The sequence below is a fragment of the Saccharomonospora sp. NB11 genome (assembly GCF_015910535.1).
Taxonomy (GTDB): domain Bacteria; phylum Actinomycetota; class Actinomycetes; order Mycobacteriales; family Pseudonocardiaceae; genus Saccharomonospora.
Genome location: NZ_JACBJG010000003.1, coordinates 446823 through 458142 on the forward strand (window position 1 = coordinate 446823; position 11320 = coordinate 458142).

At 71.4% G+C, this 11320-nt stretch carries 11 protein-coding genes; 3 read left to right on the forward strand and 8 right to left on the reverse strand.

The genetic code is table 11. From position 1 onward, the window contains the following. Positions 1-94 precede the first annotated feature (94 nt). Genes JAV51_RS06675 through JAV51_RS06685 form a run of 3 tightly spaced genes read right to left on the reverse strand, consistent with a single transcriptional unit; the run spans position 95 to position 3583 of the window. Positions 95-889: a helix-turn-helix domain-containing protein gene (locus tag JAV51_RS06675; protein ID WP_197319738.1), complete on the reverse strand. Its 795-nt coding sequence runs from the start codon at positions 887-889 to the stop codon at positions 95-97. Positions 890-949: 60 nt separating this feature from the next. After that, positions 950-2098, reverse strand: a complete 1149-nt coding sequence (gene dusB, locus JAV51_RS06680) for a tRNA dihydrouridine synthase DusB (protein ID WP_197319786.1) — start codon at positions 2096-2098, stop codon at positions 950-952. A 21-nt stretch (positions 2099-2119) separates the two neighbouring features. Beyond that, positions 2120-3583, reverse strand: a complete 1464-nt coding sequence (locus JAV51_RS06685; protein ID WP_197319739.1) for an MFS transporter — start codon at positions 3581-3583, stop codon at positions 2120-2122. A 76-nt stretch (positions 3584-3659) separates the two neighbouring features. Between JAV51_RS06685 and JAV51_RS06690 the strand changes: the two genes are divergently transcribed. Further along, complete coding sequence (locus JAV51_RS06690; RefSeq protein WP_197319740.1) at positions 3660-4064, forward strand: helix-turn-helix domain-containing protein; 405 nt, start codon at positions 3660-3662, stop codon at positions 4062-4064. Positions 4065-4077: 13 nt separating this feature from the next. Here JAV51_RS06690 and JAV51_RS06695 read toward each other — a convergent pair whose 3' ends face one another. Beyond that, positions 4078-4650 carry a hypothetical protein gene (locus JAV51_RS06695; protein WP_197319741.1) on the reverse strand — a complete coding sequence of 191 codons (573 nt, stop codon included), beginning with the start codon at positions 4648-4650 and terminating at the stop codon, positions 4078-4080. 142 nt (positions 4651-4792) lie between these two features. After that, positions 4793-5359, reverse strand: coding sequence for a superoxide dismutase family protein (locus JAV51_RS06700; RefSeq protein WP_197319742.1), 567 nt, complete (start codon positions 5357-5359; stop codon positions 4793-4795). 162 nt (positions 5360-5521) lie between these two features. Here JAV51_RS06700 and JAV51_RS06705 point away from each other — a divergent pair, with 162 nt between their 5' ends. Then, positions 5522-6415 (forward strand): DMT family transporter, encoded by an 894-nt coding sequence (locus JAV51_RS06705; RefSeq protein ID WP_197319787.1) that lies wholly within the window; start codon positions 5522-5524, stop codon positions 6413-6415. Further along, positions 6412-6870: a DUF6328 family protein gene (locus JAV51_RS06710; protein ID WP_197319743.1), complete on the forward strand. Its 459-nt coding sequence runs from the start codon at positions 6412-6414 to the stop codon at positions 6868-6870. Before JAV51_RS06705 ends, JAV51_RS06710 begins: the two co-directional genes overlap by 4 nt. 13 nt (positions 6871-6883) lie before the next feature. Here JAV51_RS06710 and JAV51_RS06715 read toward each other — a convergent pair whose 3' ends face one another. The 3 genes from JAV51_RS06715 to JAV51_RS06725 are packed head-to-tail and all read right to left on the reverse strand — an operon-like array spanning position 6884 to position 11275. Next, on the reverse strand, positions 6884-7957 hold the full coding sequence (locus JAV51_RS06715) for a hypothetical protein (protein ID WP_197319744.1): 1074 nt from the start codon (positions 7955-7957) through the stop codon (positions 6884-6886). Between the two features lie 30 nt (positions 7958-7987). After that, a complete protein-coding gene (locus JAV51_RS20420) occupies positions 7988-10699 on the reverse strand; it encodes a LuxR family transcriptional regulator (RefSeq protein WP_197319745.1) in 2712 nt (903 codons plus the stop codon). Positions 10700-10732: 33 nt separating this feature from the next. Continuing rightward, positions 10733-11275, reverse strand: a complete 543-nt coding sequence (locus tag JAV51_RS06725; RefSeq protein ID WP_197319788.1) for an NADPH-dependent FMN reductase — start codon at positions 11273-11275, stop codon at positions 10733-10735. Positions 11276-11320 lie beyond the last annotated feature (45 nt).

Consider the following 11320-nt stretch of genomic DNA (forward strand, 5'->3'; position numbering starts at 1 on the left):
CTGCTTGTTGATCGCCGCGAGGACGGTTTTCGTTATCGTACGTATATCAGCCGTTTGTGACGACACCGTGCCGCGAGCTTTTTACGCTCCGTTGTCATACTCCCGGGTATCCCTCGACGGAGGGTGCCGGTTCGTGTTGACGGTCACGGAGACGGCCCAGTGCGGTTTCACTGTTCGTGCTGGTCTCGGACTCGCTGTCGAGGGCGTCGAGCGCCGCCGCGGGCGTGGGTTCGAGAACGAAGACCGACCCCAGTATCTCGGCCGCAGACGGCTCCCCGGACACCGTGAGTCCACCGTCGGCGAGAGCGTGCTCGGGTGTGATCTCTCTCGCAAGCAAAGCGCGTAGTCCCGGCCCGACGGTCACCACGGCGTCGGCCTCGGCGCCGGTCACCTCTGTGGCCGTTCCCTCCCGCGTGGTCAGCACGCCGTCGTCGATCCGAGCCGTCACCACGACGTCCGTCACGTGCAGCTCGACGATCAGCGAGAGCCCCACGGCCGCCTCCGGGCGGAAGGTCGCCCGCAGGGCCGTGACGATCGAGTCGGGAGTGACGACGTCGTCCTCACGCGGCGCGCCGAGCGTCCGGGCGCCCCACCGGCCGAGCGCCAGCACGATCTCGTCCAGGTCGTGCCCGTACTCGGTGAGTTCGTAGACGACCGCGCTCGCGGGACGCGGCAGCAGCCGCCGTCGCACGAGACCGTCGGCCTCCAGCCGCTTCAACCGGTCCGAGAGGATGTTGGTGGGAATGCGCGGAAGGCCACGACGGAGTTCCGTGAAGCGCTTCGGCCCGACGAGCAGGTCGCGCACGATCAGCAGGGTCCAGCGCTCGCCCACCAGCTCGACCGCGTGGGCGAGGCCGCAGTACTGCCCGTAGCGTCGCCGGCCGCCCATGGAGGGGAGACTACTCCAGCCTGGCGCGAACGAAGCGTGCTTGCTTTCGACAACCGGCGATCAGCCGCCGGAGTGCATCATGTCCGCGCCCTCGGGCACGCAGGGGTCGTACGGGTCGTCCAGCCAACCGTGCGGCAGCGTGACCTTCCCCGGCGAGCCCTGCCGGCCACGCGGGCCGAGCGCGTCGGTGGGGAACGGCGCGTCGTGGTCGAGCTGCGCGATCAGTTCGTCGAGCTCGTCGAGCGACGACACCATCGCGAACCGACGGCGGAGCTGCGAGCCGACGGGGAAGCCCATGAAGTACCAGGCCATGTGCTTGCGCAGGTCGCGCATCGCCTTGTCCGGGCCGTCGTGGCGGACGAGCAGCTCCGCATGACGACGCAGCACGCGCGCGACCTCGCCCAGGTTCGGTCCCTCCGGGACGGGCCTGCCCGCGAACGCCGCCTCCAGCTCGCCGAACAACCACGGCCTGCCCAGGCAGCCGCGTCCCACCACGACGCCGTCGCACCCGGTCTCGGCCACCATGCGCAGCGCGTCCTGGGCGGTGAAGATGTCGCCGTTGCCCAGCACGGGGATGCTGGTGACGGCCTCCTTCAGCCGGGCGATCTGCGACCAGTCGGCCTTGCCCGAGTAGCGCTGGGCCGCGGTGCGCGCGTGCAGTGCGACCGCGGCGGCGCCTTCGGCCTCGGCGATGCGACCCGCGTCGAGGAATGTGTGGTGGTCGTCGTCGATGCCCACGCGGAACTTGACCGTGAACGGAACCCCGGCGGCTTCGGCCGCCTCCACCGACGCGCGCACGATGTTGGCGAACAGCGTGCGCTTGTACGGCAGCGCCGCGCCTCCGCCCTTGCGGGTCACCTTGGCGACCGGGCAGCCGAAGTTCGCGTCGATGTGGTCGGCCAGTCCCTCGCCGACGATGATCTTGACGGCTTCCCGCATCGTCTTCGGGTCCACGCCGTAGAGCTGCATCGACCGGGGCCGCTCGTCGGGGCCGAAGGTCATCATGTGCATGGTTCCCGGGTGCCGCTCCACCACGGCGCGAGCGGTGATCATCTCGCAGACGTAGAGCCCGGCGCCGTACTCCTGGCAGAGCTGGCGGAACGCCACGTTCGTGATGCCCGCCATGGGAGCGAGCACCACCGGAGGATCGACCTGGTAGGGGCCGATCTTCAGGGCGGGCTTGGGCAGGGTCGCGGTCACGTCCCCCATTGTCACCGGTGGAGTTGGTGATCAGGCGCGTGGGTCCGGCGCGCGGGACTCGGGAGGAGTCGCGTCGGCCCTCGTCCCGGACCTGCGCCTGCCGAGCAGCAGGGCCGCCGCGAGGGCGGTGAGCGTGAGCCCGGCGGCCACCCCGAACCCGAGTCGGTAGCCGTCGAGCAACCGCTCCGACTCGCCGCCGTTCGCCGCCGCGTCGGTACGGGCGGCCGCGACGGCGAGGAGACCGGCGAGCCCCAGTGCCCCGCCGAACTGCTGGGTGGTGTTGAACAGGCCGGAGACGACACCCGAGTCCCGCGGCGTGGCCTCCGCCGTGCCCGACGACATGAGGGCGGGCATCGCCAGTCCGAACCCGCTGCCCAACAGGATGAGGGCGGGCAGGAGGTCGGTCGCGTAGTCGGCGTCGGCGGGCACGCGGGTGAGCAGCACGAACCCGGCCACGACGACGGCGAGGCCGAGGGGCAGGACCCTCCGATCGCCGACCCGGCCGATCAACTTCGGCGTCACGACCGTGGACAGCACGGCGATCACCACGGACGTCGGCACCATGGCGAGTCCGGCCTGACAGGCGTCGAAACCGAGGGCCCGTTGCAGGGTGAGCGCGGTGAGGAACATGAAGCCGAACATCGCCGCCACAAGCAACAGCAGTACGGCGTTCGCTCCCAGGAGTCGGCGCGAGACCAGCAGCCGGGGCGGCAGGAGCGGGTCGGCCGCGCGGGTCTGCCGGACTGCGAAGCCGCCCAGCAGGGCGGCGGCCACGGCCGCGAAGCCGAGCGTGTGTGCCGACGTCGGGCCGTACCGGTCGAGGCGGCTGACGGTGTAGACGGCGGTCGCGACACCCGTGGTCACCAGGATCGCGCCGACGACGTCGAGGCGGACGTCGGCGTCCCGTCCGGAGTCGTCGGGCAGGAGTCGTACCGCGAGCGCGAACGCCGCCACGCCGAGCGGCACGTTGAGCAAGAAGACCCAGTGCCAGCTCAACGCGTCCGTGACGAGCCCGCCGACCAGCATTCCGAGTGTGCCGCCCACGGCCTGGACCGCGGCGAACACCCCGATTGCTCGCGCTCGGTCGCGGGCGTCGGGGAACAGTCCGACGATCATGCCCAGGGCCACGGCCGTCATGGCCGCGCCGCCCGACCCTTGCGCGAACCGCGCCGCGACGAGAGCGGCCGGTGTCCAGGCCGCCCCGCAGAGTGCCGACGCCCCGGTGAACACCGCGAGTCCGACAAGGAAGACGCGCCGTCGTCCGACCACGTCTCCGCTTCGTCCCGCGAGCAGCATCAGACCGGCGAACGCGACGAGGTAGGCGCCGGTGATCCAGCTCGCGCCCGCGTTCGTGAATCCCAGCTCGGCCTGGATGGCGGGCAGCGAGACGGCCACGATCGTCTCGTCGACGACGGCCAGCAACGCGCTGGTGCAGAGAACGGCGAGGGCCCACCAGCGAGAGCGTGTCGAGGTGGTGTGGTGCGACGGTCTCATCCCGACTCCTTGGTGCACGTTTTGTAACAGGAGTCATCGTGTGTGACTATCGGCGACGGCGGAAGGAGGCACTTTCTTGTCCCGGAGTCACACGGATGTGTCCGACCAGGTCGGCGACCTGAGCGAGGCGTTCGAGAAGGAGGCCTGTCCGCTGGCCGAGGTGCTCGACCACGTGGCGGGCAAGTGGAGCATCGCGGTGCTCGTCGCAGCGGCACGCGGGCCCGTGCGGTTCACCGAGCTGGAGCGGACGATCGAGGGCATCAGTCGGCGCATGCTGACGGTGACCCTGCGCAGATTGGAACGAGACGGTCTCCTGGTGCGCACCGTCTACCCGACCGTGCCGCCGAAAGTGGAGTACACGCTCACCGACATGGCCCGCCGACTGCACGGAACGCTGCTCGCGCTGACCGAGTGGGCGCAGCGGCATCGGGGCGACATCGCGGCGGCGCGGGCCCGCTACGACGCGGCGAACGCCCGCTGAGCCGGTCGGTGGCTCACTCCCACACGACGACGTCCGCGCGGACCGGGCCGTCGGTGGAGAGGATCGTCATGCGGAAGATCCGACCCTCGTAGGTCCGACCGCACACCTGGTTGTCCTTCACGACGGTGCTGATGCGCGTACCACCGTCCTCCTCCACGGCGACGGCGCAGGCCTCCTCGTCCGGGACGCCGCCGCTCTTCCACACCGTCACCGTGGCCGCGTCGCCGTGGACCTGAAGGGCGTCGAGCCAGATCTCGACGAAGCGGCCCGCCGTGAAATTGGGTGGGACGAGGTCGAAATTGAAGCCCGTCCCGTCGTTGGGGAACGTCAACTCGCCCTTCCAGCGCACGTCCCCCTGTTTCGGCGGGTTCGGACCGCCGGTCACGCGTTCGTCACGGTCGGGCACGGTGACCGTGACCGTGGTGGCGTGCTCGGCGTCAGGATCGGGGCCGCCGCGCTCCGGCGCGGTCGAACGGCCGAGGAAGAAGCCCGCACCCGCCAACGCCGTGATCAAGGTGGCGATGGCGGTGATCCACTTGGGACCCAGCTCTCCCCAGCCGGACTTGGCCTTCGCGTTGTCGTTCATCTGCCCCTACCTCGGTGACCGGGGTGTCACCGTATGACAGAACGAGGGTCGTGCGCAGCGGCCGAAACGGGGAGTTGGACGCACGAAGGGCCCGCTGCGCGCCGGTGGGGCGCCGCGGGCCCTCCGCGTGGGACCGATGTCGTCAGAACGAGGCGTTGATGCAGGCCAGGCGACGTCCGGCCGTCCCGGCGGCACCGTCCTCGGTGGAGGTCGTGTGTTCGTGGATCACCACGGACGCGGGACGGCGGTCGTCGACGGTCCAGGCGACCTCCGACCTCGCCTCGCCCGCACCGTAATCGTCGGTGGTGAAGTCGAGCCAGATCTCGTTCTCAGGGTTGGCGTAGGCCGGGTCGGTCGACGGCTGGTTCGGGTCCTCGACGTGCTGGAAGTGCGGGCCCGCGTCCTCACCCGTGGCACCGCACGGTGCGACGTGGGCGTGCGCGCCGTAGCTGCGGTTCGGTGACAGCCCGTGGACCCGCAGCTCGGTGACGGTGCCGGTGTCGGAGCGGTGGACCGCGACCGCGGCGAGCGCGCCCACCGGCACGAGCCGGGTGTCGTAGGTGACGGCGCTCCCGTGGGGATGATCCTGGAAGGTGGTGACCACGGCACTGAACCGGCCGCCCTCGGCGGACGCGGCGGGTGCGGTGAACACGGCTCCGGTCGCGGCGACGGACAGGGCGGTGGCGACGGCGACGAATCGAGAACGCATGGTTCGTGTCAACCACGGGCCTGGCCTGCGTCGCAATGCGACGTCACGCGTTCGAGTGGTGGCGGCCTGTCGAAGCTCACACCGCCGTCAGGGCGAGGTCGCTCGTAGCCTGGACTGGTGCCGACATCGTCTGAAACGGGCCGCGCCGACCGCACCTGGCTCGTGGCCGTCGCCGCCGCGCTCTGGGGAACCGACGGACTGTTGAGACTCCCCCTGGCGGAGGATCTGCCCGCCGCGAGCGTCGTGTTCTGGGAACACGCGATCGTGGTGCTGTTCCTGCTGCCGTTCCTGCCGTCCGCGCTGCGGGCGTTGGCGCGCTGCGGTTGGCGGGAGTGGCTCGCGGTGCTCGTCATCGGCGGTGGGGCGTCGGCGCTGGCCACCGCGTTGTTCACGGCGGCGTTCCAGACCGGTGACCCGGTGACGCCGCTGGTCCTGCAGAAGCTGCAACCCGTCTTCGCGGTGCTCGCCGCGTTCCTCGTGCTGGGCGAGCGCGTGCGTGGCGGCTACCTGCTGTTCGCCTTTCCCGCGCTCGTCGGGGCGTGGCTGCTCGCGTTCGCGGACCCGTTGGACGTCCAGGTGTCGGCTCTGCGAACCGCGTTGCTCGCGCTCGGTGCGGCCGCCCTGTGGGCGGGGGGAACCGTGCTCGGGCGGCTGGTGTCCACCACCTTGCGGCCCCGGGACGTCACGGCGTTGCGATTCGGCGTCGGCCTGCCGGTGGCAGCCGCCATCGTGGCCGCACAGGACAGCCCGTTCGCGGTGGGCTGGGACAACGCGCTGGGTCTCGTGCTGTTGGCGGTGGTGCCCGGCCTGCTCGCGTTGAGCCTCTACTACGTGGGCATGCAGGCCACCCCGGCCGCGCGGGCAACGCTGGCCGAGTTGGCCTTCCCCGCCACCGCCGCTGTCATCAGCGTCACGGTGCTCGACGCGTCGTTGACGGCCACGCAGTGGTTGGGGCTCGTCGTCGTGGTGTGCTCCGTGACGGCGCTCGGCTGGCACGAGCGGTCGCGCAGCGAGACCGTGGTCGTCACAGGGGAGGACGTGAAGGTGTCGACGTGACCGGCGAACCACGCCACCAGCAGCTCGCTCGCAACCTCAACGAGCTGCTCGCCGAACTGCGGGTCGCCCAGGCCGGGGTGCAGATTCTTTTCGGCTTCCTCCTGGCCGTGGCGTTCACCGAGCTGTTCCGTGCGGCGAGCGGGTTCGAGAAGGCGCTGTACCTCGTGACGGTGCTGTTCACCGCGACCGCGACGGCGCTGCTCACCGCTCCCGCCGCCTGGCATCGGCTGCTGTTCCGGGAGGGACAGCGCACCGAGATCCTCAGGGTGGGCAATCGGCTGGTCGTGGCGGGGTTGGTGTGTCTCGCGGTGGCCGTCACGCTCACCGTCGCCCTCATCGTGAAGGTGATCTTCGGGGGCGTGGCGATGGTGGTGCTGGCTGTGGTCGTCGGTGGCGTCTTCACCCTGCTGTGGTTCGTGGTCCCGCGGTGGCTGCGCGGCGGCCGGGCCGATTGACCGGCCGCCGGGCTCAGTCGTCGCGGTCCTCCTCGTCGACGAGGTACGGGTGCGGGGTGTCGCCGTCCCGCGGCCGGAACCAGCCGTCGAAGAGCAGGTCGTCGCTCAGCTCGAACTCGGGTGCGGAGTAGAGCAAGTCGACGTCGAGGCCGTCGAAGGCGACGGCGTTGAACGCGGCGTAGACGCTGTCGATCTCGTCCGGGTCGACCAACTCGGCCAGGTCGAGTTCCACCTCGGCGCGTGACTCCGCGATGCGGAGGGCGAGTGCCTCGGCCACCGACAGCGGACCACGCCAGTCGGGCCTGGTCAGCCGGTGCCCCAGAATCGCCGTGGTGACGAGCAACTGCTTGGCGAACAGGGCGGTGTAGCGGTCGGTGTACTGCGACGGCAGTTCGTCCACCGCCCACAGCGCCTCCACCTCGTCGGCGGTGGCGTCCTCGTCGTCGAGCAATTGCACGTCACCGAAGAGTTCGTCGGTGAGCATCTCGACGCCGTGCATGAGCGCTCCGGCCACGTACCGGGCCCGCGTCTCGTCGCCGCCGAACACGTCGAGGTCGAAGGCGCGCAGCAACTTGCTCGCCCGGAGCAGGCTCGACCTGCGCTCGGCCAGTTCGGCCTCCGAGCGGGCGGCCTCGATGTCGTCGACCTCGTCGGAGCCCAGGACGTACGCCTGCCCCACCACGCCCTCGGCGAGGTCGGCGGGCAGAGTGTCGGGCACCTCTCCCGGCTCCAGCGACGCCGCGAGGGCGCTCGCGAGCTGGTCGTCGGTGGCCGTCACGGCGCAGTGCTTGACCTCCCAGCCTGCCAGCAGGTCGGTCTCGTCGATGATTTGCTCCAGCACGGCTCGGGTGGCCTCCTCGGCGAGCACCAACGCGGGCGCGTCGAGCAACCAGTGGACGACGGCGCCGTCGAGGTGCGCTTCGAGGGAGTGTTCGATCGGCAGAATCTCGACGCCGTCGGGGCCCTCGATGCTCGCGAGGCTGTTCAGTCGGTCGTCGAGCAGCGAGACGAGGCCGACCTGCTGCAACGGGTCGAGGTCTCCCACCTCGGGAGGCGAGGCGAGTTCGGCCGTGAGTTGGTACTCCACGGTGCGCAGTGTGGCACGCCCGGCGCGGACTCAGCCCGTCAGTCCGAGGCGCGCCAACTCGCGCCGCGACGAGACACCGAGCTTCGGGTACGCCTTGTACAGGTGGTAGCCGACCGTGCGCGGGCTGAGGAACAGTCGTTCGCCGATATCACGGTTGCTGAGGCCGTTCGCGGCGAGATCGACCACCTTCTTCTCCTGAGGTGTGAGCGACGCGATCAGGTCCCGGCCTTTCGGACGCCGCTGCGAACCCTCCCCGCTTGCGCGCAGCTCCGTGTGGGCCCGCTCCGCCCACGGTCGCGCCCCCAGCCCTTCGAAGATCGTGGCGGCGGTCCGTAGGTGGGCACGCGCCTGTGTGGTCCGGCGGCGCCGCCGAAGGAACTCGCCGTGGTTCAGTTCGGTGCGGGCCCGCTCGAACGCGGCCCGGTCGTTGTCGTGGTGCAGCTCGGCGGCTCGGGTGTAGAGCGCGGTCACCTCGTCGGCGTCGGTTCCGGTCGCCTCGGCGAGCAGGGCGCGGAGGCGCAGCGTCACGGCACGCGACGTGCCGTCGCCGCAGTGTCGCGTGTGTGCGGCGTACGCCTCGATGGCGGCGTGGGCGTCGTGGAGCTGCCGCGTGTCGGGGCGGTGGGCGCGAGCCGTGGCCTCCACCAGCTCCGGGACCGACGACACGAGGCCGGGCGTGGCCCGCAGGCGGTGTGCCGCCGCGTCGTGACGACCGTGTCCCAGGTCGAGCAGCGCGAGGGCGTGGCTCGCGTCCGCGAGCGAGGCGCGGGCGGCGTACGTCGTGGCCGCGTCCGCGTCGCCACGCACCGATGCGGACAGCGCCAGCACGCCCGCCAGCTCGGCGGCCGCACCGGTCTGCCCCGCCTCGTCCGCGAGTCGAAGTCCCTCCTCGGCGGCCTCGTGCGCACGCCGGTGCGAGCCGAGCGCGAACTCGGCGCGGGCGAGTGCGGCCAGTGCGGGCGCGAGCACGCCCTCGGCCGTCTCGGTGTGACACTCACGCACCACCGACGAGGCGAGATCGCGAGCACCGGAGTGGTCGTGAAGGCGGGTCAGCCAGGTCGCGACCGCGAGTCGGCCCCGCAGCGCCAGCGGCCGGTCGTCGCACGGCGGGAAGATCGCTGCCGCGTGGTCCACCAGCGCGCGCAGGGCGTCGGCGGCGTCGGAGGGGGTGCCCGACGCAGCGCGGAGCAACGAGCGTACGTGCTCGGCGCAGACCAGCTCCCGACGTTCGGCGATCGCGACGGCCTGTTCGAGTTTCGCCACCTCGCCGCCGAGCCAGGCCGAGTGTGCGGCCCAGAACAGCAGGGACGACGCCGACGCCGGGTCCTCGTCCACGATCCGCAGGGCCGCGTCGTGCAAGACCTGGTGGGCCTCGCCGAAGCGGTGTCGATCACCGGCGAGCAAGGCGTGGATCATGGCCGCGCCCACTCGGGCCGCCGGGGTCAGGCAGTACTGCTCGGCCTCCCGTACGAGCGCAAGAGCCTGTTCGGGCTCCCCGGCGTCGGCTGCGGCGCGCGCGGCGGCGGACAGCCGCCTGCCCCGCTCGCTCAGCCGCGGACTCAGGTCGGCCGCCCGCTCGTACGCCCGGGCGACGGCCGCGTACCCGCCGCGCGCGCGGGCCTGTTCGGCGCTGCGTTCGAGTGCTGCCGCGACGTCCTCGTCGGGACCGGTCGCGGCGGCGGCGAGTTGCCACGCTCGGCGGTCGCGATCGTCGGGACTCGTGAGCACGGCCGCCAACGCCCGGTGTGCCGCGAGGCGGTCGGGCAGTGGTGCCGACCGGTACGCCGCCGCGCGCACGAGCGGGTGTCGGAACCGCAGGCACGTGTCGTCGAAGTGGACGAGTTCCGCCTGCTCGGCCGGTGCGAGGTCGTCGAGCCCGACGCCGAGTCGGCTCGCCGCGGCCAGCACGGTGCCGGTGTCGCACGTGCCGTCGGCGGCGGCGATCACGAGCGCGATGCGTGTCCTCGCAGGCAGGGCCGCGACGCGCTCGGCGAAGACCGCCGTCAACGTGCCGTGCAGCGGCGGGCGGACGTCCCGCGCCGCGCGGTTCGACCGGGCGTGCCGCAGTTCGAGAAGAGCGAGCGGATTGCCGCGGGCCTCGGCGAGCAGCGGTCGGCGTTCGGCCGTTGGCAGGTCGGGCGCGTGGGCGGCGAGCAGGGTCTCGGCGTCGCGGTCGGCGAGCCCGGTCAGCCGAAGCTCGGGGAGTCCCGGTGCGGGAAGGTGCGGTGCGTGCCCGTCCCTCGCGGTGAGCACGATCGCCACGGACAGTCCGTCGAGGCGGCGGGCGGCGAAGGTGAGCGCGTCGAGCGACGGCCGGTCGAGCCAATGGGCGTCGTCGACCGCCACGAGGACCGGTCGTTCGCGCCCGAGTGCGCCCAGGAGTGCCGACACGGCGAGATTCACGCCGAGCCGGTCGGTGGCCGCGACCCCACTCGACAGCCCGAGGGCGGATCGCACCGTCTCCGCGTGCGCGGGCACGAGGACGTCGAGGTCGGGCTCGACGTGGCGCAGAAGCAGGTGCAGCCCGGCGAAGGGAAGGCCGATCTCCGGCTCGACGCACACGGTGTGCAGTACGCGCATCCCGTCGGCCGAGGCGAGTACCTCGGACAGCAACGTGGTCTTGCCGATCCCGGCCTCACCTCTGACGACGAGGGCGCCACCGCCTCCCCGGCGCGAGTCCCTCAACAGCCGTTCCACAGTGGAAAGCTCGTCCCTACGCCCAACGAATCGCGACTCTCGCATTCGGACAGTGTCAAACTTCAAGTAAGGAAGAGGTCAACCCTGGTACGGGCGCTCGGTGCGGGCTTCCCGCAGCGACACGCCCCACCAGGTCAGTTGGTCGAGCAGGCGCTTCGCCGCCGCCTCCGTCTCGGTGTCGCGCAGGCTGCCGTCGGCGTCGAACACGTTCCAGTAGTTGTGGAAGCTGAGCGTGTCGCGGACCGTCACCGCGTGCAGCTCGGCGAAGACCTGGCGAAGCTGTTCCACGGCGCGCAGCCCGCCGCCCATACCGCCGTAAGAGACGAAGGCGACGGGTTTGGCCCACCATTCCTGCCGGTAGTGGTCGATCGCCGACTTCAGTCCAGCGGGGAAGCTGTGGTTGTACTCGGGTGTCACCACCACGAAGGCGTCGGCGGCGGCGAGTCGGGGGCGTAGGGCGGCGGCGCCGTCGCTCGGGGCCAGTGTGGTCGAAAGGTCGTAGTCGGCGAGGTCGATCACCTCGACGTCGAAAGCCGCGTGTTCGCGGACCTGTCGGGCGAACCAGGCCGCCGGAACGGGCCCGAAACGATCGATGCGCACACTGCCGACGAGGACGGCCAGTCGTGGGCGGGTCGTGGTCGGGCCGTCGGTGGGGGCTTCGGTGGG

Excerpts from the sequence above, each read along its gene's own strand:
- JAV51_RS06675 (WP_197319738.1), bottom strand. The coding sequence starts at position 889 with ATGGGCGGCCGGCGACGCTACGGGCAGTACTGCGGCCTCGCCCACGCG.
- dusB (WP_197319786.1), bottom strand. The coding sequence starts at position 2,098 with ATGGGGGACGTGACCGCGACCCTGCCCAAGCCCGCCCTGAAGATCGGC.
- JAV51_RS06685 (WP_197319739.1), bottom strand. The coding sequence starts at position 3,583 with ATGAGACCGTCGCACCACACCACCTCGACACGCTCTCGCTGGTGGGCC.
- JAV51_RS06695 (WP_197319741.1), bottom strand. The coding sequence starts at position 4,650 with ATGAACGACAACGCGAAGGCCAAGTCCGGCTGGGGAGAGCTGGGTCCC.
- JAV51_RS06700 (WP_197319742.1), bottom strand. The coding sequence starts at position 5,359 with ATGCGTTCTCGATTCGTCGCCGTCGCCACCGCCCTGTCCGTCGCCGCG.
- JAV51_RS20420 (WP_197319745.1), bottom strand. The coding sequence starts at position 10,699 with ATGCGAGAGTCGCGATTCGTTGGGCGTAGGGACGAGCTTTCCACTGTG.